The organism is Achromobacter sp. T5-5 (genome assembly GCF_055397965.1).
Window position 1 is genome coordinate 515,630 of sequence record NZ_AP027919.1, and the last position, 21,224, is coordinate 536,853.

Consider the following 21,224-nt stretch of genomic DNA (forward strand, 5'->3'; position numbering starts at 1 on the left):
GAAGCTGGTTTTCTTGGGTCATGAAACTTTCGACGCCATTTAAAACCGCTACTAATAGCGATTTTAGGTTAAATGGACCGAACTCTTCCGCTCCTGATTTTATAAATACGTGCCCCGTTCTCAGAGAGAATGTCAGCGTAAAAGATGAATCAACTGCAATAAACTCAAAATGCTTTCGATCATTAATCGACAATAGCCCATCTAAAAGGGATACTATCGATAGATATATCATCATGCGAAATCTAGGGTGCTGCTTCGACGATAATTCATTGTCATGCAAGGTGAACGTCATATCGCCCATATCGAACCCTGAGGCGGGCCCGCGGTTCACCCTGCAGGCATGGAATATCAACATCTTCACTCACTCCGAACTGGAAATACAGTTATCGTTCGATTGTTGTCGTGAGAGTCAAAGACTCCGCGTACGCGGCCAACCTGCCCATTTACTTTCATGCGCATCTCGAAAATCTGAAGTCTTCTGGCCGGGTCACTGATCCGCGTTCCATGCTTGACTAAGCATTCACATGCTTGCTGAATCTGGCTTCGCGTCGTTCCTCTTGGGAACAGATCGCCAGGGCCATCAGCATGCGTGCCGCCAATGTGTCGCTCATCGATGTGCTGCCAGCCTTCCCTTTCATTGCCCGCTTCAATACGTGGAATGGGTAGCTTTCGACCAGATTGCCCATATGGGTCAACCCACCCCACCGGGTTATCCGCATACTGGTAAACATTCAACCCACCCGCAAACCCGATCGGATCCTTCGTAATGAACCGTCCGATCTGCGGATCATAGTACCGATGCCGGTTGTAATGCAGGCCTGTTTCCCGGTCCAGATACTGCCCCTGAAATCGGATCGGATTACGTATTCCCGCCGCGCGGGCGGCATCTGTGATGGCCTCTTTTGCTTCACCCCAAGCGTGGTACTGCGCGCTCCAGGCAATTTCGCCTTGCGCGTCGGTCAGTTCCTGCGGCGTGCCCAGGTGGTCGCAGTGATACCAGGCCATGGCGTCCACCAGGTCCGGGTCGGGCGAGGTCGTCCATAGCGGATCGCGGTCGATGTCATAGGCGCCGGCGTACTCCGGTTGCTGGTGCAGGAGAATGGGTTTGCAGCTGATTGCCTGAGCCAGCGGGACGAAGCTGCCGGGTTCGTAGAGGTAGTGCGTGGTCTGGTCGTCGTGGCCTTCCCATGCCAGGGTGTCGCCATCCCAGCCGTAGAGAGTCGTGCTGCAGCCCATCGCGCGATTCGCGCGCGCTTGTTCTTCCTGGCTCTGCGCGGGCGTCATGCCAGGTCGTTCGCGCCAGTGCGCTTCGGATTGCTTGAGCAGGCGGCGGCCCAGCGCGTCGTACTGGTAGGTCACATGCAGGCTGTTGTTGCTGTAGCCCGTCAGGCGATTGAAAAGGTCCCACTGCAGGCGCGCACGTTGGCCGTTGTGCAGCTTTTCAACGAGGTTGCCGCGCGGGTCGTAGGTGTAGTGGGTGCCCGCGTATTCGCGCAGCAGGTTGTCTAGGTGCGCCGAGCGCTGGCGGTAGATGTAGACGGGGCCGGCCATGCCTAGCGTGCTGGCGTACGCCGGGTCGCTGGACGGGTCGAGGAGATTGTTCGCCGGATCGAAGGCGAAGGTTTCCTTGCCCAGGCTGCTGGTGGCTTCGAGTAGACGTCCCACCGGATCGTAACGGTACGCGAGGGGGCCTCGTCGGCTGTCCTGGATTGCTTCCAACTGGCCCGCCGCATCGTAGCGGTAGCCGCGGTGGATCAGGCGCTGCGCGCCCCGCGCGATGCTCTGTGCATTCAGGCGCCCCATCCCATCCCACGATTGCGTCTGCGCCAGACCATTGCCTTGCGTGCGGGTGGTCTCGCGATGCAGGTCGTCGCGTTCGATGCTGACGAGTTCATGGTCGTCGAACAGCAGGCCGTGTACGTGGCCCGAGCCATAAGTCAGCACGCTGACGCGATGGCCATCGGGGCGGTGCGTGGCGATGCGTTGGTTCAGCTCGTTGTACTCGTGCTTCCAGACCGCCACGACCGGTTGCGCCAGACGTAGATAGTGCTGGTGTTCGCGGGTCAGGTTGCCGGCAGCGTCGTGGAACCATTGGAGCCGGCAGGCGGCGTTCTCGGCGAGGATCATGCGGCCGTTGCCGTCGTAGGCGTAGCGCTCTGTCTGCGCCTCGACGCGAACCTGCGCTGAGCGTGAGGGCGCGGGTGCTGACGTTTGCGTGGCCGTTTGCGCCGACGTACGCGCCGCCGCTTGTGCTGCGGTCTGCCCCGCCGCTTGCGCTGACGGCGCATACGGCCGCGCCAAACGTTGGGTCACGCGCCCCAGCGCGTCGAACGTGAACTCGATGACCCGGTCGCCATCCTGCGCCGACAGCAACGTACCGCTGTCCGGGTCGTAGCGATATCGGGTGGCCACGTCATCGAAGCCTCGCTCCTCCAGCAGTCGCCCGGCCGGGTCATAGACGAATCTCGCCTGCCGGTCGTTCTCATTGGCGAGCGCCGTGAGCCGACCCAGCTTGTCCCATTCGTATTGGAGCGTCCGCCCCGCCGCGTCCAGGCGCTGGGCAAGGAGCCCCGCGCCGTTGTATGTCCACTGCGTGCGCCGGCCCAGCGCGTCGGTGTGGGCCAGCAGCCGCCCTTCGGCGTCGCGCTCGTAGTGTTCGACCGTCTGGTCCGGGTGCGTGACCAGGGCCAGATGCCCCGCCTCGTACCTGTAGCGTGTGACGTTGCCCGCCGCATCGGTAAAGGCGGTCAACTGTCCCGCCTCGTCATACGCCCACGCGCTGCGCTTGCCCGAGCAATCCGTGTACTGCGTGAGCAGCCCCGCCGCGTTGTAGGCCAGCAGTTTCTCTCTGCCGCGGGCGTCCCGGATCGCAACCGGATTGCCCGCCGCGTCATAGGCGTATTCGGTCTTGTTGCCCAGCGGATCGATCGTCTCGATCAGGTACCCCCGCGGGCTGTAGTCGCGTTGCCACAGGCCGCCCTCGGCGTCGCGGATCTTGAAAAGCTGGTCCTGGTCGTCGTAGGCGTAGTGGACCGAGGTGCCATCCGCGCGCAGGTGTTCGAGCAGATTGCTGCGCTCGTCGTAGGCGTAGCTGTCGATGTTGCCGTCGGCGTGGATGTGCGTGACCACGTTCTTGGCGTCGTCGCGGTAGAACCATTCCGACAGGCCGTCCGGGTGCACGATGCGATAGGTATAGCCGTCGATGTCGTAGTAGTGCTCCGTGACATGGCCCAGCGCGTCAGTGACATAGGTCAAGCGGATCTCGGGGTGCCAGCGCAGGCGCGTGTCGAAGCTGCCGTCGTCGGCCCATTCGCGGATCGCGCGCGCCTTGGGACCTGAACCTTCCCACTCCAGGTTCATGCCGCGTCCGGTGCGGTCGGTGTAGCGGGTGATGAGGTGCTGGCGATAGTGGTAGTCCCACTGGGCGCAATGCTCGTCGCGTGCTTGCAGCAGGTCCCCTTGCTCGTCGTAGTCGTAGCCCGCCAACTGCCGCTGCGGCTCTCCGTCCTTGAGCTGCCAGAGCGCGACGATGCGGCCGGCGGCGTCGATCTGCGTGCCCACGTGCGTGTGGGGGACATCGTCCAGATACGTGACGAGGTCGGACAGAACGCTGCGCCGTCCCACGACATGCCGGTAGTGCAACGCGACGCGCGCGCCGTTGCGCAGGTGGATGCCCGTCAGGCGAAACCGCCGGCCCTCGCGTTGATAGGTGGCGCGCCGCTCGTACCCTTGCGCCACGGTCAGTTCGATGTCGGAGGTGCGAACCACCGTCAGGTTCTCGACGGGGTCGTAGTGGAACTTGCCGACGGCCGGTAACGGCCAGGCATGCGTACGCCCGTCCTCGGCGTGATAGCGCAGGGTTTCGCGGTCCGCGCCTGCCGTCTTGATGTCGATGCGTGTGGTGTACTCGTTGATCCAGCGCGCGCCCAGCGGCCCCCTATCAAACGCAGCGAGATCCGACGAATACGTTCGCGCCCAGCGCAGTGGAAAAGGCCCGGCTAGCGAGCAATCCACATGCGTGATCCGCTCGGTCCCCATCGCAAAGCTGATGCTGTGGCAGGTGGCCGGGCACGCGCCGTTCTTGTCCGGGTTGGCATTCCGCCGCGCGCGGGCCTGGCGGCGGATGCGCGCCAGGCGCATCGAACGCGCCATCTGCCGGGCCTTGCTCGCCACGGCCGGTCGCACGTTCGCGCCGATCGCGTACCCCTTGCGCTGGCGCCACAGCACCACGGCCACCGACAGTTGCATGAGCAGCGACGCGATGCTGTTGACGTTGTTCTCGTCGGCCAGCGATTGCATGCTGTCATTGACTTGCGGCGCCAGGGCGTTCAGGCGCTGGGCGGAGCGCAGCATCAAGTCGCGCGCCTTGGCGGGCAGCAGGTCCTTAGCGGCATTGCCGACCGACTGCTTGCTGCCGCGCACGCCGCTCCCCAGACCATCCCAGAGGTCGCGCGCGGCGCCCAGCGGCGAATCCCACTTCTTGTCCCACGCGGACGAGAGCTGCTCGCCCGCCTTCTCAAACGAGGCGTCCGCGTTGGCGGGCACGGTCAGGCTGACCAGGACATCGGCCAGCGCCTTGATGATTTCTTCTGCCTTGGCCCCCGCATCCTGCAGCAGCCCTTCCAGCCGGGCCTGCGCCTGTTGCGCAAAGTCTTCGATGTCGCCGGCGATGTTCTCGCTCAGGTGAGCCGCCAGGGCCATGATGATGGCGTTGCCCAGGCCCGCCTTGGCCTGGCGTGCGACCTCCTTTTGCACGAGAAACAGCGCAGGCCGCAGGCTCATGCGCGCGGCGGCGGTGCCGGGCACGGGAACCACGCCGAACAGGTTGATGCCCAGGCTCACCCAATCCAGGAATTGGGTGGGATTGCTGTCGACCAATGTCGTGATGTCGCCGATGGCGTCCACCAGCGCCATGAGGTTGCCCAGCACCGGCACCGCGCCCGCGGCCGCCTTGATGCGCGGCAGGGTGACCCAGCCGTCGCTGTTCTCGCGCAGCCACTGGTCGAAGGCGTTCTGGCCGGCCTCGACGTCTTCGGGGGAAATGGTGTTCAGCGGGGCGACGACGCCTTGCGGGCCGTCCAGGTCTTCGTCGCTCCATTCGATGCCGTCGTTCTCGGCTTCGGCTTCTTGGTACTCGGCGTCGGTGTAGTGCTCGTCGACCGGGACGTGGGGGGGACCTGTGCGCGTCGTCATGGCTGGGGTTCTCGTTTATTTTTGATGAGAACGTTGGCCAGGCCCGCTCCCGGCGTCGAATCGGATGGCGGTTTGATGGAGGGGGCGGCGAGCGGGATCAGGCGATGGGGCGCGTCGCGCAGGGTTTGCATCGCCGTGGACGCCTGTTGCGCGGTCTGCAACGCCTGCTGCGCGGCGCCGAGTATCCGGGTCGCCAGCGACTGGACCTGCGCGGGCGCAGCGGGCGCCGCGCTTGCCGCGCCGCTCCATGCAGGGCCGGTCCACGCCGTGCCCGGCGTGTAGTTCGCCATGTCCCAGGTGTCTGAAGGATCCTTGCCGAAGGAGACCGAGGCCGGGCCCGGTGCGGCGCCGGAGACGGCCGCGAATCCCTGGCTGTCTAGCGCGCCGGTGTACACCTTGCCCAAGGCGTCTTCCACCCGAAACTCGCCGGCCTTGAATCCCTTGCGGTTGGCGTAGATGTTGTAGAGCTCGAGGTTCCCCTTGGATGGCTTGGGCTCATCCGGAAACGTCCCGGCCTGGCTCTTCGGCCCGGTGAACCGTGCTCCCGCCGAATGCACCTTGTACGCGCCACCGGTCGCATGCGTGATGCCGCCCGCGTTGTAGGTCGTGCCGCTGCCGCCGGCATTGATCACGATTTCTTCCTTGGCGCTGATCGTGATGCGGCTGGCGCTGATGTTGACGTTCAGCTTGGCCAGCACGTTGATGCTGTCCTTGAGCGCCTTGATGTCGATGTCGCCGGCCGCGGCGATCAGGCGGTATCCCAGGCTCTGCACGAAGAAGCGCATGCCGCGGCTGGCGCTGGCCAGCAGCCGCTTGCCCGCCGAGACGCTGGTGTGTCCGGTGCTGGAGAGCGCGATGTGTTCGCCGCTGGCGATGTGCGTGCAGCCCGGCGTGCTGGTGGCGATGCCGGCCGGACTGGCGAGCACCAGGTGCGGCGCGCTGAGTTCGGGGTAATGGTTGGCCTGCGGGTTGGCGGGGCCTTGCCCCTGTATCTGCGCGTGCTGCGCCTGCAAGGCGCTGGCCACGCCGTCCTGATCGCCGGGCTCCTGCGCCATCACGTCGCGCGCCAGCGTGGCGAAGGTGTCCTGCTGCTCGCGCGCGACGGACAGGCGCTCGGCGGTCTCGGGCAAGTCCTTGTGATGTTCGCCGGCATTGGCGCGCATCTCGGTGGTGAGCAGCATGCCGCCGCCTGCGCGCAACACGCCATGCGCGTCCGTGCGCAATTCGAAGCCTTGGCCGCGCGGCACGCCGCCCGATGGCCTGGGGTGGGTGAGATAGCCAAGGTTGAGCGCCGTGGCCGCGTGGTCGCTCATCAGCGCGGCGCTGATCTGGCCCGAGGTGTCGTCCAGGCGCAGTTCGTTGGCCCGGCTGCCCTTGTGCTCCTTGGTCTTGACGGTGTTCAGGATGTTGTGGCGGGGCAGCGCGTAGGGCGGCAGGTTGGTCGCCCGATAGGTGCGCCCGGTGATGATGGGCTGGTCGCAATCCCCATCCAGGAAGTCGACGATCACTTCCTGGCCGATGCGCGGAATGGCCATGTGGCCCCACGCCGCGCCCGCCCAGTTCTGCGAGACGCGGATCCAGCAGGAGCTGTGCTCGTCGTTCCTGCCCAGGCGGTCCCAGGGAAACTGGACCTTCACGCGGCCGTACGCATCGCAGTAGATCTCTTCGTTGGCAGGTCCCACGACCGAGGCGATCTGCGGGCCGTCGATGCGGGGCTTTGGGGCAGGCGCCGGCTTCCAGTCGACCTTGTCCGGCACGATGTCGGCGGTGTAGCGGTATTGGGTGCCTTGCGCGGCGTCGGCGCCTTCTTCCTGCTGGCTGGTGTGCTGGATGCCGTGGTGTTGCATCCGCACCGGGCGCCAGCCGTGGTTCCAGTCTTCGCGCGGGTGGCCGGTCAGGTCGAAGGCCACGCCGGGTACGAGGCGCGCGTCGTCGCCTTCGACACGGGCCATGCGGGCGTCGCGCCGCAGGCCGAGGAGGCGGCTGTGGGTGAAGGGCTTGCCGGCTTCGTCGCGTTTGTAGCGGCCGGGGTAGTCGTAGCGTTCGTAGCGGGAATCCTGGTGGTCCAGTTCGCGCGCTAAAGCCGAATGCTCCTGGTCGTATTGCGGGTGGGTGTAGGTGTAGTCGCGCTGCGTCTGGCGCGCGGTGCGCACGTGTTCGGCATAGGTGAAGCGGCGCAGGGCCGGTTCGGGCTGGTCTCCACCTGATGTGGGGTTGTATATGACCGGGCCGCCATCGATCGCGCCATGGACGTAGATGCGATCACCGTGGATCAGGCGGTGGCCCTTGTCGGTGTGAGCAAAACGGTAGAAGAATCCTTCCTCTGCCGCGAGCCGGTCTAGGAACTGCAGGTCCGTGTCGCCCGCCTGCACGCAATACTCGCGCGGCAGGTGTTCGTGGGTCGTGACCTGTTCATAGTCTGTGATGCCATGGGACTTGATGACCTGATCCAGGATCTCCGGCACCGATTGCTGCTGGAAGATGCGCCAGTCGGAGCACAGCGACGCGCGCGCCAGTGCCGGTTCGACGACGGCCCGGTAGCGGGTGCGCCGGAAACCGGTGTCGCCCTGTTCAAACCCCGTGACGATGCCGTGCACGTGGCGCACCGGCGCATCCCCGCGCCAGATCGTGAATAGCGCAGGCTGGTCCAGCAGCGCGCCAAAGTCCACGGCCGCGTCGAAGCTGGACAACTCCACGCGCAAGAGAAAGGTCTCGCACAAGGCTTCGTCCAGCGTGAACTCGATGACATCGAATTCCACGCCGGCGCCGGACGGAGAAAACGTGAACCGCAGATCCGATGATCGGGGAGCGTGATGGGCGTGGGTGCCGCGCAGGTTTCGCATGACGGAGTCCGGTGTCGACGCCAAGGCCCGAAGACGAGGCCCAAGGCATTCCGGTTGAGGGAATGCGGCGACATATGCGAAATCCGTGCCAGGTTGCGTGGCGCGTGGAAAAGCAATGAGAAATCAGAGGCTTAGGGCTGAATCCGGCACGAATCAGCCTGCCTTGCGGCATCGCGGCCCGTGAAAAGCCGCGATCTGAACGAAAAATCGGGCCAAATTTGACCCGATCATCGATAAGTTATTGATAAATAAGAAAACATATCGGGCCAGATTTGGCCCGGGCGGGTCAAATCTGGCCCGCTGTCCGACCACCGCGTTTTCGCGGCTGTTATGAAATGTTATATCATTCAGGCTGTAATTTGTAATGATATAACATCTACGAGGTTAAAGATGAAAGGTAAGAAGCAGGGGATAGGGAAAGAACGCCGTCGCGCGTTGCGAGGCCACGGGTATCGCCGCGCGCCCTTGAAGCCGCTGGTGTGTTCGTTGATGCTGATGGCGCCCCTTGCGCAGGCTCAAACCGAAGGCGAATCGGCGCGGACCCAGACCGTCGCGCCCATCACGGTGTCGGCGAATCCGCTGGGACTGGATCTGAATAGCACTACCCTGCCGGCGTCGGTGCTGGAAGGCGATGCGCTGGTCGAGCAGCGCAACGGGACGCTGGGCGAGACGCTCAAGAACCTGCCCGGCGTGAACAGCGACACGTTCGGCGGCGGCGCCAGCCGGCCGGTGATCCGCGGTCAGACCGCGCCGCGCGTGAAGGTGCTCTCGGATGGGTCCGAGGTGATGGACGCGTCGGCCATTTCCCCTGACCACGCGGTGACGGTTGAGCCCTTGCTGGCCGAGCGCATCGAAGTGCTGCGCGGCCCGGCTACGCTGTTGTACGGCGGCGGCGCCATCGGCGGCGTCGTCAACGTGGTCGACAAGAAGATCCCGACCGAAGTGCCGGAAAAGGGCATCGCGGCCGAGGCGGAACTGCGTGCCGCGACCGGGACCAAGGAGCGCGCCGGCGCGGTCGGCATCACGGCGGGTGATGGACAGTTCGCCGTGCGGGTCGAAGGCATGAAGCGCCGCACCAGCGACTATGACGTGCCGGATTGGCCGGGCGGCAAGCTGGAAGGCTCATACAGCGAGTCGACCCAGGGTTCGGTCGGCATGTCGTGGATCACGCCGCGCGGCTACGTGGGCGTGGCTTTCACGCACCTGCAAAGCGAGTACGGCCTGCCGGGCCACAACCACGAGTACGAAGGCTGCCACCCGCACGGCACGCACCTGCATTGCGGCAGTCATGATCATGACGAAGAAGGCGAAGAGGGCGAAGAAGGCCACGACCACGACCATGAGCACGAGCATGGCGGCGTGCCCTACGTGAAGCTGCGCAGCAACCGGATGGATCTGCGCGCCGAGTACCAGGAGCCGTTCGCCGGCTTCGAGAAGATCCGCTTTCGCGGCGGCCTCACGGATTATCAGCACGACGAGATCGAAGGCGGTGAGGTCGGCACGCGCTTCAAGAACAAGGGCTACGACGTGCGGGTGGAACTGCAGCACAAGCCCATCGCGGGCTGGCGTGGCGTGATCGGCCTGCAGAACGCGTACAGCGACTTCAGCGCCGAAGGGGAAGAGGCGTTCCTGCCGCCCAGCAAGACGCGCTCGAACGGCCTGTTCGTGCTGGAGGAGTACCAGTTGAACGACTGGCGCTTCGAACTGGGCGCGCGCCAGGATTGGCAACGCATTTCGCCGTCGGGCGGCGAGCCGCGCAGCAATCTGTCGGGAACGTCTCTGTCGGCCGCGGCGATCTGGGACTTTGCGCCGCAGTATTCCGTGGCGCTGTCGCTGTCGCGTTCGCAGCGCCTGCCGAACGCGCAGGAGCTGTATGCGGACGGCATCCACCTGGCGACCAATACGTATGAACTGGGTAATCCGGACCTGACGCGCGAAACGTCGCACAACATCGACCTCACGCTGCGCAAGCATTCGGGCGCGACCACGTTCTCGGCCAGCGTGTTCCACAACCGCGTGAAGAACTACATCTACGCCAATACGCTGGACCGTTACGAAGACTTCCGCCTGATCGAGTACACGCAGCAGGATGCGGAGTTCACGGGCGTGGAAGGCGAACTGCGGCACCAGTTCACGCCGATCTTCTCGGCGGCGGTGTTCGGCGACTATGTGCGCGGCAAGCTGACCGGCGGCGACGGCAATCTGCCGCGCATTCCGGCGGGGCGCGCGGGCGTGCGCGGCAACGTGACGTGGCAGCAGTGGTCGGGTGGCGTCGAGTACGCGCGCGTGTTCGCGCAGAAGGACATCGCGGCCTACGAAGACACGACGCCCGGCTACAACATGGTCAACGCCGTCGTGGCCTATCGGGGGCAGTACGGCGCGACGGGCTATGAAGTCTTCCTGCGCGGCACCAACCTGCTGAACAAGCTGGCCTACAACCATGCTTCGTTCATTTCGACGGTGGCGCCGCTGCCGGGACGCAGTGTGCTGCTGGGCGTGCGCATGACGTATTGATTCCTGTTGGGGCGCGGCGCCCGGGTGTGATAATTTCGCCGGGTGCCGCCGCCCGCGGCGGCATAATGCGCCAGGAGCCCGCCATGCTGAAGTTCGCCGCCAATCTGTCGATGATGTACACGGAACATGCGTTCCTGGACCGCTATGCGGCGGCGGCCGCGGACGGCTACGCGGGCGTGGAATGCATGTTTCCCTATGAAGCGCCCGCGGCATTCGTGCGCGAGCGCATGGATGCCGCGGGCGTGGCGCAGGTGCTTTTCAATGCGCCGCCGGGCATCACCGCCCAGGGCGATCGCGGCCTGGCGGCCCTGCCCGGCCGGCAGGCCGAGTTCCAGGACGGCATCGAGCAGGCGCTCTGCTATGCGACCGCGCTGTCTTGTTCCAATGTCCATGTGATGGCGGGCATCGCGCCGCCGGATGCATCGCGTGAGGCGATGCGGGACTGCTATTGCGCCAATCTAGACTGGGCGGCCCGCGAGGCGCGCTCGGCGGGCGTGACCCTGCTCATCGAGCCGATCAACACCCGCGATATTCCGGGCTACTTCCTGAACCGCCAGGACGAGGCCCACGCCATCGTGCAAACCGTCAACGCGCCCAACCTGAAAGTGCAGATGGACCTGTACCACTGCCAGATCGTCGAGGGCGACGTCACCATGAAGCTGCGGGAGTACCTGCCCACCGGCCGGGTGGGCCACCTGCAGATCGCCGGCGTGCCGCTGCGCCAGGAGCCGGACCGCGGCGAGCTGGATTACGGCTGGGTCTTCGGCGTGCTGCGCGAATTGCACTACAGCGGCTGGATTGGCTGCGAGTACCGCCCCGCGGGCTCAACCTCCGCCGGCCTGCGCTGGCTGAGCGCCGCGCGCGCATAACCGGCCCCGCGCGGGCCATCGATATTCCATGGGAGTTCTCGTCATGTTCAAGGGCGTGCTGCGCATGCTGTGTTCGGCGGCGCTGGCCGCCTTGCCGGCCGCGTCGCTGGCGGCCGATTATCCCGACCGTCCCATTCGCTGGCTGGTGCCGTTCAGCGCGGGCGGGGGCAGCGATCTTGCGACCCGGATCGTCGCCCGCCACGTCGCCGAGACGCTGGGCCAGGCGGTGGTGGTCGAGAACCGGCCGGGCGCCGCCACGATCGTCGCCGCGCAGGAAGCCGCGCGCGCCGAGCCGGACGGCTACACGGTGCTGACCGCGGGGATGAGCACGCTGGCGCTCAACCCGTGGCTGTATCGCGATCTGCCCTACGATCCGCAAAAGGACCTGGCGCCGGTGTCCAGTCTGGTGGCGCTGCCCATCGTGCTGGTGGCGGCGCCGGATTCCGGTCTGCGCTCGCTGGACGACGTCAAGGCGTATCTGGGGCGCGAGCAGCCGGGCACCTTTGCGTCTCTGGGCGTGGGCAGTCCGCACCATCTGGCGATGACGCTTTTCATGGAGACCATCGGGGGCACGGCGACAGCGGTTCCGTACAAGGGGACGCCGCCGGCGCTGCAGGACGTGGCGGCCGGCGTGGTGCCCGTGATGATGGCGGACCTGGCCGCCGCCCGTCCGCTGATCCAGGCGGGCAGGTTGCGGGCCATTGCCGTGCCCGCCGCGACGCGGTCGGCGCAGTTGCCCGACGTGCCGACTTTTGCCGAGGCGGGCGGTCCGGCCTTCGAGGCTGCCGCGTGGCAGGGTGTGGTGGCGCCCGCGGGCACGCCGTCCCCGATCGTGGACAAGCTGAGCCAGGCGATCCGGCATGCGCTGCAATCGCCCGATGTCGTGCGGCAACTGAGCGTGCAGGGGATGGAGCCCACCGGCAGCACCCCGGATGCCTTCCGCGCCTACGCGGGGCAGGAGCATCAGCGGTGGGGCGCTGTCATCCAGGCCAAGGGGTTTTCGGCGGACTGAGCTTGCCGGCGCAATGGGCGCGGCAAGGCGCAACGGGCGCGGCAAGGTGTAACGGGCGCATCCATCGCGTCCGCACCGGCGTACGATGAAGTCATGTGCATCCGGCCCGGACGCTGGGCGGGGAGGTCGCCATGTCTTTGATCGTCGCTGCCCGATTCGAGGGCTTCGAGGCCGCCAAGGCGGCGGCCAGCCGCCTTGCCATGAGCGGCTTTCCCGACTGGGATATCCACACTTTCTACGTCAATCCCGCCGGCGAGCACGGCCGCTTCCCGTATGGCGGTGACCGGCGTTCGGACCCCGATTCCGGGCGCGCCGATATCGGCGCGTTTCTTGGCGCCGGCGGCGTGGGGGCGGTGTTCGCGGTGTTTGGCGGGTTTGTCGCGGCGGAACTCAGCGAATCCACGGCGGCCATCCTGGCCGCGGCGGGCGTGGGCGCCTACCTGGGCTCTTTATTTGGTGCGCTCTGGGTGACCGGCCATGGCGCGACCCGGCACGGCCATTTCAATCCCGACGCCCATGCCGAGGTCCGGCAGGCCGGCGTCATGGTCGCGGTGCGCACCCGGCCGCAGCGCGAGATGCTGGCGTGCCGCATCCTGCGCGACGCCGGCGGCGCGGACGTGGAGCACGCCAACGGCCGCTGGCGCAACAATCATTGGGAAGACTTCGATCCGCTGTCGCTGCCGCAGCGCGAACCGGGCTTCGGGTGATCGCGGCGGGGCTTTCGGCGCAAGGGCGCAGCGTGCGGTCGGCGTTCAGTCGGGCGCCGGCACGGGCGCCTTGCGGCTGCGCTGCGCCGTCGCCGCGCAGCCCGCGGAGGCGACGATGATGCCGCAGATGGCCAGCCATTGCGTCCGCGACAGGTGCTCGTTCAGGACGACCACGCCGGCCAGCGCGCCCATGGCCGGCTCCATGCTGAGCAGCACCCCGAACGTCTTTTGCGGCAGGCGGCGCAGCGCCACCATTTCCAGCGAATAGGGCAGTGCGCTGGAAAGGATGCCCACCGCCACGCCGGCCAGCACCAGCTTGGGATCGAGCAGCGCCATGCCCGCATGCGCCGCGCCCACCGGCAGGGCGACCATGGCCGCCGCCAGCAGTCCCAGCGACGTCGCCTGCCCGCCGTGCACGTGTCCCGCCATCTTGCCGAAGATGATGTAAAGCGCCCAGCACACGGCCGCACCCAGCGCGTAGGCGATGCCTTCGGGATCGAGATCGTGGATGGACTGCCCGGTCGGGATCAGCAGGATCAGGCCGGCCAGCGCGCAGGCGATCCAGACAAAGTCGATGGCGCGCCGCGACAGCACGACGGCCAGCGTCAGCGGCCCGGTGAATTCGATGGCGATGGCCACGCCCAGCGGCAGGGTGCGCAATGCCATGTAGAACAGCAGATTCATGCAGGCCAGCGTCACGCCATACAGCGCGATCCTGGCCGCGTTGGCGCGGGTCAGCGGAAAACGCCAGGGTCGCCAGAAAGCCAGCAGGATGATCGCGCCGATGACGATGCGATAGGCCGTGGTGCCCTGCGCGCCCACTTCCGGGAACAGCGATTTTGCAAACGACGTGCCCACGCACAGCGATGCCATGGCGCCGATCAGCGACAGGGTGGGAAGCAGGGTGGACGGGGAGTCGGTGTGTCCGTTGTTCAAGGTTGCGGCGGTCATGGGTGGCGGAAGTTGCGCAATGCGTGGGGCGGTTTGGGAAAGGGGGCTTCAGGGCTGCGGATGCACGGCCGAGGCGTAGAGCACATAGAAGGCCAGTCCCAGCATGATCGCGCCCAGCAGGCCCTGCTGCATCTGCAGGAACCAGGGATTGCGCCCCACCCAGCCGCGGATGCGCGACGCGCCGTAGGCGAAGAGGCCGCCGTACGGCAGGCTGAGCGCCTTCATGGTGACGCCCAGCACCAGCATCTGTATCCACACCGGTCCGTGGTCCGGCGAGGTGAATTGCGGCAGGAAGGCGATCATGAACAGCAGGACCTTGGGATTCAGCAGATTGGTGATGAAGCCTTGCCAGAAGGCATCGCGCGCATCGCCCGGCCGCGCCGCCAGGGTCACCTCGGCGGATTTGGCGCACCGGATCATCGCCTTGATGCCCAGGTATCCCAGGTACAGGCCGCCCGCCGCCTTGATGCCGACGAACAGCGTCGGAAAGGTCCGCAGCACGGATGCCAGGCCCAACACCACCGCGGGCACCTGGATAAAGCCTGCCGCCACGTTGCCCAGCACGCTGTGGAAGGCGGGCCGGAATCCCTGAGTCATGCCGCGCGACAGCGTCAGCGCCATGTCCGGGCCGGGCGTGAGCTTCAGGGCCGCATCGGCGGCCAGGAAAAGCAGAAAAAGCTGGAGTGAGGGCATTGCAGGGTGCGGCAGGAAATCCCGCGGTGCGGGCGGAGGGCTCCCAGTGTAAGGAAGGCGCCCGATTAATTCCTGCGTCCACCGAGCCCGAAATGAAGTTTCCCGTCGAAATGGCGCAGTTTTGCGTCGCGGCCAAGATTAGAATCTGCCGATAGCGATATCCCGCCCGCCGCCCAGGCGTTTCCGGAAGCCTCATGGAATTAGACGATTTCGACCTGCAGATCCTGCAAAGCATGCAGGAAGACAACCAGCGCACCAGCCAGGAAGTCGCGCAACGCGTGAACCTGTCGCCGGTGTCCTGCCTGCGACGGATGAAGCGGCTGCGCGAATCCAGGGTGGTGACGGCGGACGTGTCGGTGGTGGATCCGGCGGCCGTGGGGCGGGGGATCACGATGGTCGTGCTGGTGTCGCTGGAAAGCGAACGGGCCGACAAGCTGGACCAGTTCAAGCGCGCCATGCGCAACGCGCCCGAGATCATGCAGTGCCTGTCGGTCACGGGAGAGGTCGATTTCGTGCTGACGCTGACCATGCGCGACATGGCGGAGTACGAGGTGTTCGCGCAGCGCCATTTCTGGGGCAATCCCAACGTGAAGCGGTTTTCCACGCTGGTGGTGATGAGCCGGGTCAAAAACGGGTTGACGGTGCCGGTGACGACCGGCGCGTGAGGCGTCCCGGCCAGGCGTCAGCCGGGCTGGGACGGATCCGGCGCGGGCGGCCTGGCGGCAAAGAGCGCGCGGCTGGCGTCGTCCGACACGCTGCGCAGGTGCAGGTCCCGCTGCGGAAACGGGATGTTGATGCCCGCCTCTCTGAGCGCGTCGTACATCCGCGCCAGCAGGTCGCTGCGGATCTCGATCCATCGGTCGAAGTCGTAGGTCCACGCGCGCAGGCTGAAATCCAGCGTGCTGGCGCCAAATCCCATGAAAAGCGCCATCGGGGCGGGTTCGGTCACGACGCCAGGCGTCTGGCGGGCGATGCCATCGAGCAGTTCGAGCACCTGTCTTGGCTCCGTGCCATAGGCCAGCCCGATGCTGATTTCGATGCGGCGGCTGCGATCCAGCATGGTCCAGTTGGTCAGCTTGTCGGACAGCAGCGTACCGTTGGGCACGACCACGTCGGCGCCTTCGAAGGTCTTGATCCGCGTGGCGCGCATGCCGATATCGCGCACCTGGCCCGACGTGCCGCCGATTTCCACCACGTCGCCCGGCTGGATCGGGCGTTCGAACATCAGGATCAGGCCCGATACGAAGTTGTTCACCACGCCCTGCAGGCCAAACCCGATGCCCACGCCCAGGGCGCCGAACACCAGGGTGAGCTGGCTGGTCTGGAAGCCTGCCGCGGACAGCGCGATGCCCAGGCCCAGCAGCAGCACCAGGTAGTACGACAGCGAGGCGATGCTGTTGCCCACGCCGCGCGGCAGCGACATGCGCGTGAGCACCTCGTCGTGCAGGATGAGCCGTATCGTGCGCGCGGCCCAGAATGCGATCAGCACCGAGATCGCGAAGATCAGGATGTTGCCCAGGCTGATGGAGATCTGGCCGAATTCCAGCGTGTAAGCCAGCACCCGCGTCACCACGGCGTAGGTCGAGCGCAGCACGCGGAAGCGGTCCATCGTGTAGATCGCCCATCCCACCACCGCGGCGGCCATCAGCAGGCGTATCAGAAGCTGGACCAGCGGCGGCGCATGTTCGCGCGCAAGCCGGAACCGCGAGATGCCCTGTCGCGCCAGCAGAAGCTGCAGCAGCGTGATGATGACGGTCACCCCGGCGTACAGCATCAGCCCGAAATAACCGCTGCCGATGATGCCGCTGGTCAGCATTTCGGACAGCGACACATTGCCGATCAAGTTCGCGACGAGGGATACACCCAACAGCGTGGCCGCGCTCCAGGCCACGGCGCGCAGGGCGCGGACCAGGCGTTGGGAGCCGGGCGGATACGTCTGGCGCCGGCCGCGCGCCAGCAGCCACAGAATGGCCGCGAGCGCCGTCGTCGCCATCACCACCGTGGACAGGCGGTAGACCAGGGTGTTCGCCAGGAACAGGAAGCCCAGCCGCTCGGCCAGGAACAGCGCCGTGATCACCCGGGGCCAATGGTCCAGTTGCCGCCGGCTGGAGGGCGGAAGCAGGCGCAGCACGGGTATGGTCGACAGCACCAGGGCGATCTGCTGGACCATCAACGGCGCGTCCGGCTCCAGCGCCAGGACGCCCAGCATGGACAGCAGCACCCAGGTGGACACCGGCCGGCCCAGCACGCCCGCGGAGGTTTCATTCATGATGCCGCTGCGGATCGCATTGCGGCTTTTGCGGGCCAGCCAGAGCAGCAGCGGCAGCAGCAGCAGCTGCAGGGCGTGCAGGGCGCGCTGGTTGCCGGCGCCCGCGGCGCTGTAGTCGCGGGCGAAGCGGGCTTCGATGTCCAGGCCGTCGCGCAGGAGGGACAGCGTGTTTTCGTCGGAAGTCTTGGCCCAGTCCAGATTCCAGAGCGGCGGGGAGTCCACCCGCAGCAGGCGCGCGTCGACGTCGTTGATTGCCTCGATCACCTGGCGCTGGCCGGCCTTGATCTGTTCCTCGATGGTATTGGCGCGCTGCTCCAGTTCGACCTGGCGGGATAGCGGGCCGGACAGCGCCTGGCCGGCCGCCGACAACTGCGCGATCACCGCGTCGATGCGGTCGGCCAGCGCGGCCGGCAGGCCCGCCGCGCCCGGCGCTTCCTTGATCGCCTGCCAGGCCGTGCGTCGCCGCAGCAGCTCCGCGGCATCGTTGGCATACCAGGCGGTCGCCTGCCGCATGGTGTCCCGCCAGCGGGCCAGCCGGCGGACGTCGAAAAGCCAATGCCGCTCCAGGCTCTCCAGCCGCATGATGGGAAAGTTGCGCAGCCGCGACGGCTGGAATTCGTAGAGTTTTTCGTCGGCGGACTTGGCGATCGCATCCAGCTGCGGCATGAACGCGGACACGGGGTCCGCCGCGGCCGCGCGTTGCAGCACGTTTTCCGCAAAGCGCAGATCCGTGTCCGCCCGCAGCGGGATTTCAGCCATCTGGATCACGGCCGGCGTCTGCGTGGCGGGCGCCGGCCCATCGGCGCCAAACGCCACGCGCGCCCAGGCCAGGGCCAGTCCGAAGAGGCAGAAAAGGATTCGTGCGCGGGGGCGCATAGGTTGACTCCGTTCTGGGGTACGGATTTGCGGCAACGGGGCGGAATCTGCTGCGGGACGGCGGCGAGTCACGATATCGCGAAATGCCGCGGGCAAGAAGAGAGGCGATACCCGGTGTTGGGGTGCCGAGGCCGGGCGCGCGCCCGCGGATGACCCGGCGGGGGACCCTAAAGCGAAAGGCCCAGCCGGAAGCGGGCTGGGCCTTGATGGATTCTTGGTGGCCTGGGGCGGAATCGAACCACCGACACAAGGATTTTCAATCCTCTGCTCTACCGACTGAGCTACCAGGCCAACGAAGCCCGCAACTATACACAAAATGTCGGGGCTGGTGGGGCGCTGCCAAGCAATTTCCGGCAACGCGCCGCGCTAACAAAAAACCCAGCGCTTGGGCTGGGCTTGGGGCTGGGTTTCTTGTGGGAACCGAAGCTCCCGAAAATTCTTTTGGTGGCCTGGGGCGGAATCGAACCACCGACACAAGGATTTTCAATCCTCTGCTCTACCGACTGAGCTACCAGGCCAACGAAGTCCGCAACTATACACAAATTTTTGGACTTGTGCCAGCCGCGAGCCCGACGCGTCGCTTTTTTTGCGTGGGCGGGCGAAAGCGGCAACTGTTGGCTGTACGGCACGATATTCGCCACGAATGCGTCGGGAAGGGGTGCAAAGGGGCCGAGATTGGGGACGGGAGTGGCTTGGGGATAACCCGCAGGGGTATAATCGTCAGCGGTTTGTTGTTGCAGCCGGACGCTTTGCCGCCTTTGATGCGCGACAAGCCGGATGCGACGCATTGTTCTTATAGTGGCAGTACTTAACGCTCAGCCGCGGATGGCGCCAGCCATCCCTCAAACATGTCGGTAGCTGTCCTTGCCTTCGGTCTGAATCACACGTCCGCGCCGGTGTCGGTCCGCGAACGCGTGTCCATGCCCGTCGATCTGGTCAAGCCCGCCCTGGAAGGCCTGCGATCGGCGTTCGGCGGATCGGTCCGCGAAGCCGCCATCCTGTCCACCTGTAATCGCACCGAGATCTACTGCGCGGCCGATGGCCACGTGGCCGATCAATTGCCCGCCTGGCTGGCCGACCACAATCGCCTGGACGCCGGCACGCTGCACCCGCATCTCTATCGCCATCATCAGGACGACGCCGTCCGTCATGCCTTCCGCGTGGCCAGCGGGCTCGATTCCATGGTGCTGGGCGAAACCCAGATCGTGGGCCAGATGAAAGACGCGGTGCGTGCGGCCGGTGAAGCCGGTTCGCTTGGCACCCTGCTGCACCAGATGTTCCAGCGCACCTTCTCGGTGGCCAAGGAAGTGCGGTCGCAGACCGCCATTGGCGCGCAGTCGGTATCCATGGCCGCCGCGGCCGTGCGCCTGGCCGAACGCGTGTTCGGCAATCTGGACCAGGCCCGCACGCTGTTCATCGGCGCGGGCGAAATGATCGAATTGTGCGCCACGCACTTTGCCGCGCAACGTCCGCGCAGCATGGTCGTGGCCAACCGCACGGCCGAACGCGCCGAACTGCTGGCCAACCGGTTTTCGGCCAGCACGATGAAGCTGTCCGACCTGACCGACCGCTTATCCGAATTCGACGTCGTCGTCTCCTGTACGGCAAGCTCCCTGCCCATCCTCGGCCTGGGGATGGTGGAACGGGCTACGCGCCTGCGCCGCCACCGCCCGATGGTGATGATCGACCTGGCCGTTCCGCGCGACATCGAGCCCGAAGTCGGCCGCCTGGACGACGTGTACCTGTACTCGGTGGACGATCTGGGCCGGCTGGTGCAGACCGGTTCCGACGCTCGCCGCGCCGCGGTGGTGCAGGCCGAGGCCATCATAGAAACCCGTGTCCAGGGCTTCATGCACTGGATGCAATCGCGCGAAGTGGTGCCCGTCATCCGCGACCTGCACCAGGCCGCCGAGGACGTACGCGCCGCCGAACTCGAACGCGCCAGGCGCCTGCTCGCGCGGGGCGAATCGCCCGAGGCCGTGCTCGAGCAATTGGCCCACGGCCTGACCCAGAAGTACCTGCACGGCCCGCTGGCGGCGCTGAACCGCAGCGAAGGCGAGGAACGCAAGCGACTGCTTGCCTGGATGCCGCGCCTGTTCCCCGGCCGCGACGCGCGCCGTTAGCGGCTCTGCCCCACGCCCCGCCTCATGGCGGGCGTTCGCTTTGTGGGCGCCCGCTTTTCCTGTCTTCTCCTTTGGTCATCCCCTCATGAAATCTTCCATGCGCAGCCGGCTGGAGCATCTGTGCCATCGCCTGATCGAGGTCGACGCGCTGCTCGCCGAACCGGAAACCGCGTCCGACATGGACCGCTTCCGCAAGCTTTCCCGCGAACGCGCCGAACTGGAGCCGGTGGTCGAAGCCTTCACGGCCTTCACCCGCTCCGAAGACGACATCGCGGCCGCGCAGGAGATGCTGTCCGATCCCGAAATGAAGGCCATGGCCGAAGACGAGATCAAGGCCGGGCGCGGCAAGCTCGAATCGCTGGAAGCCGCGCTGCAGTTGCTGCTGCTGCCGCGCGACCCCAACGACGGGCGCAGCGTGTTCCTGGAAATCCGTGCGGGCACGGGCGGCGATGAGAGCGCGCTGTTTTCGGGCGATCTCTTGCGCATGTACACGCGCTATGCGGAACAGCGCGGCTGGCGCGTGGAGCTGATGTCGGAAAGCCCGTCCGAGCTGGGCGGCTACAAGGAAGTGATCGCGCGCATCGATGGCGACGGCGCGTATGGCCGCCTGAAATTCGAGTCGGGGGCGCACCGCGTCCAGCGCGTGCCCGCGACCGAGGCGCAGGGACGCATCCACACGTCGGCCTGCACGGTCGCCATCATGGCCGAAGCCGATGCGATGTCCGAGATCGTCATCAACCCCAGCGATCTGCGCATCGACACCTTCCGCGCCAGCGGCGCGGGCGGCCAGCACATCAACAAGACGGACTCGGCGGTGCGCATCACCCACTTGCCGACCGGGCTGGTGGTGGAATGCCAGGACGACCGCTCGCAGCACCGCAACAAGGACAAGGCGATGCAGGTGCTGGCCGCCCGCCTGAAGGACAAGGAAGAGCGCGAGCGCCAAAGCAAGGAGGCGGCCGAACGCAAGAGCCTGATCGGCACGGGCGACCGCTCCGAGCGCATCCGCACCTACAACTACCCGCAGGGCCGCGTGACCGACCACCGCATCAACCTGACCCTGTACAAGCTGCAGCAGATCATGGAAGGCGACCTCGAGGAACTGACCGGCGCGCTGATCGCCGAGCACCAGGCCGAACAGCTCGCCGCGCTGGGCGACGACATCTGAGGCCGA

General features: G+C 66.1%; 12 protein-coding genes and 2 tRNA genes. 7 read left to right on the forward strand and 7 right to left on the reverse strand.

Annotated elements, in window-relative coordinates; translation table 11 throughout:
• Positions 1-357: 357 nt before the first annotated feature.
• Together ACZ50Q_RS02400 and ACZ50Q_RS02405 are read right to left on the reverse strand one after the other, a co-directional pair.
• The gene (locus ACZ50Q_RS02400) at positions 358-5,193 is read right to left on the reverse strand and encodes an RHS repeat-associated core domain-containing protein (protein ID WP_464080428.1); all 4,836 of its coding nucleotides are present in this window, start codon (positions 5,191-5,193) and stop codon (positions 358-360) included.
• Entirely contained in the window at positions 5,190-8,036 is a 2,847-nt protein-coding gene (locus ACZ50Q_RS02405; RefSeq protein ID WP_464080429.1) for a type VI secretion system Vgr family protein, read from the reverse strand. Before ACZ50Q_RS02405 ends, ACZ50Q_RS02400 begins: the two co-directional genes overlap by 4 nt.
• Positions 8,037-8,525: 489 nt before the next feature.
• Here ACZ50Q_RS02405 and ACZ50Q_RS02410 point away from each other — a divergent pair, with 489 nt between their 5' ends.
• The 4 genes from ACZ50Q_RS02410 (at position 8,526) to ACZ50Q_RS02425 (ending at position 13,138) form a co-directional block, all read left to right on the forward strand.
• Complete coding sequence (locus ACZ50Q_RS02410) at positions 8,526-10,550, forward strand: TonB-dependent receptor domain-containing protein (RefSeq protein ID WP_464081942.1); 2,025 nt, start codon at positions 8,526-8,528, stop codon at positions 10,548-10,550.
• Positions 10,551-10,633: 83 nt separating this feature from the next.
• Entirely contained in the window at positions 10,634-11,419 is a 786-nt protein-coding gene (gene otnI / locus ACZ50Q_RS02415; RefSeq protein WP_076517458.1) for a 2-oxo-tetronate isomerase, read from the forward strand.
• 28 nt (positions 11,420-11,447) lie between these two features.
• Positions 11,448-12,431: a Bug family tripartite tricarboxylate transporter substrate binding protein gene (locus tag ACZ50Q_RS02420; protein ID WP_464080430.1), complete on the forward strand. Its 984-nt coding sequence runs from the start codon at positions 11,448-11,450 to the stop codon at positions 12,429-12,431.
• Positions 12,432-12,562: 131 nt separating this feature from the next.
• On the forward strand, positions 12,563-13,138 hold the full coding sequence (locus ACZ50Q_RS02425) for a hypothetical protein (protein WP_464080431.1): 576 nt from the start codon (positions 12,563-12,565) through the stop codon (positions 13,136-13,138).
• A gap of 45 nt (positions 13,139-13,183) precedes the next feature.
• On the opposite strand, the gene ACZ50Q_RS02430 is transcribed toward ACZ50Q_RS02425, so the two are convergent.
• Positions 13,184-14,089 carry an EamA family transporter gene (locus ACZ50Q_RS02430; RefSeq protein ID WP_092582842.1) on the reverse strand — a complete coding sequence of 302 codons (906 nt, stop codon included), beginning with the start codon at positions 14,087-14,089 and terminating at the stop codon, positions 13,184-13,186.
• Between the two features lie 48 nt (positions 14,090-14,137).
• Positions 14,138-14,782 carry a LysE family translocator gene (locus tag ACZ50Q_RS02435; RefSeq protein ID WP_092582841.1) on the reverse strand — a complete coding sequence of 215 codons (645 nt, stop codon included), beginning with the start codon at positions 14,780-14,782 and terminating at the stop codon, positions 14,138-14,140.
• A 194-nt stretch (positions 14,783-14,976) separates the two neighbouring features.
• Here ACZ50Q_RS02435 and ACZ50Q_RS02440 point away from each other — a divergent pair, with 194 nt between their 5' ends.
• The gene (locus ACZ50Q_RS02440; protein ID WP_076517452.1) at positions 14,977-15,447 is read left to right on the forward strand and encodes an Lrp/AsnC family transcriptional regulator; all 471 of its coding nucleotides are present in this window, start codon (positions 14,977-14,979) and stop codon (positions 15,445-15,447) included.
• Between the two features lie 17 nt (positions 15,448-15,464).
• Here the strand turns inward: ACZ50Q_RS02440 and ACZ50Q_RS02445 are convergent, their stop codons facing one another.
• The 3 genes from ACZ50Q_RS02445 to ACZ50Q_RS02455 form a co-directional block, all read right to left on the reverse strand.
• Positions 15,465-17,927 (reverse strand): mechanosensitive ion channel family protein, encoded by a 2,463-nt coding sequence (locus ACZ50Q_RS02445; protein ID WP_464080432.1) that lies wholly within the window; start codon positions 17,925-17,927, stop codon positions 15,465-15,467.
• A gap of 215 nt (positions 17,928-18,142) precedes the next feature.
• Positions 18,143-18,218 (reverse strand) — tRNA-Phe (locus ACZ50Q_RS02450).
• A 151-nt stretch (positions 18,219-18,369) separates the two neighbouring features.
• Positions 18,370-18,445, reverse strand: a tRNA-Phe gene (locus ACZ50Q_RS02455).
• Between the two features lie 330 nt (positions 18,446-18,775).
• Here ACZ50Q_RS02455 and hemA point away from each other — a divergent pair.
• The gene (hemA, locus tag ACZ50Q_RS02460; RefSeq protein WP_464080433.1) at positions 18,776-20,050 is read left to right on the forward strand and encodes a glutamyl-tRNA reductase; all 1,275 of its coding nucleotides are present in this window, start codon (positions 18,776-18,778) and stop codon (positions 20,048-20,050) included.
• Between the two features lie 85 nt (positions 20,051-20,135).
• On the forward strand, positions 20,136-21,218 hold the full coding sequence (prfA, locus tag ACZ50Q_RS02465; RefSeq protein WP_076517446.1) for a peptide chain release factor 1: 1,083 nt from the start codon (positions 20,136-20,138) through the stop codon (positions 21,216-21,218).
• The last annotated feature ends 6 nt before the right edge of the window (positions 21,219-21,224 follow it).

What these genes read in the sequence shown, in the direction of transcription:
- ACZ50Q_RS02435 (WP_092582841.1), bottom strand. Translation starts at nt 14,782, where the DNA reads ATGCCCTCACTCCAGCTTTTTCTGCTTTTCCTGGCCGCCGATGCGGCC.
- ACZ50Q_RS02430 (WP_092582842.1), bottom strand. Translation starts at nt 14,089, where the DNA reads ATGACCGCCGCAACCTTGAACAACGGACACACCGACTCCCCGTCCACC.
- ACZ50Q_RS02445 (WP_464080432.1), bottom strand. Translation starts at nt 17,927, where the DNA reads ATGCGCCCCCGCGCACGAATCCTTTTCTGCCTCTTCGGACTGGCCCTG.
- otnI (WP_076517458.1), top strand. Translation starts at nt 10,634, where the DNA reads ATGCTGAAGTTCGCCGCCAATCTGTCGATGATGTACACGGAACATGCG.
- ACZ50Q_RS02440 (WP_076517452.1), top strand. Translation starts at nt 14,977, where the DNA reads ATGGAATTAGACGATTTCGACCTGCAGATCCTGCAAAGCATGCAGGAA.
- ACZ50Q_RS02425 (WP_464080431.1), top strand. Translation starts at nt 12,563, where the DNA reads ATGTCTTTGATCGTCGCTGCCCGATTCGAGGGCTTCGAGGCCGCCAAG.
- ACZ50Q_RS02410 (WP_464081942.1), top strand. Translation starts at nt 8,526, where the DNA reads ATGCTGATGGCGCCCCTTGCGCAGGCTCAAACCGAAGGCGAATCGGCG.
- ACZ50Q_RS02405 (WP_464080429.1), bottom strand. Translation starts at nt 8,036, where the DNA reads ATGCGAAACCTGCGCGGCACCCACGCCCATCACGCTCCCCGATCATCG.
- ACZ50Q_RS02420 (WP_464080430.1), top strand. Translation starts at nt 11,448, where the DNA reads ATGGGAGTTCTCGTCATGTTCAAGGGCGTGCTGCGCATGCTGTGTTCG.
- hemA (WP_464080433.1), top strand. Translation starts at nt 18,776, where the DNA reads ATGTCGGTAGCTGTCCTTGCCTTCGGTCTGAATCACACGTCCGCGCCG.
- prfA (WP_076517446.1), top strand. Translation starts at nt 20,136, where the DNA reads ATGAAATCTTCCATGCGCAGCCGGCTGGAGCATCTGTGCCATCGCCTG.
- ACZ50Q_RS02400 (WP_464080428.1), bottom strand. Translation starts at nt 5,193, where the DNA reads ATGACGACGCGCACAGGTCCCCCCCACGTCCCGGTCGACGAGCACTAC.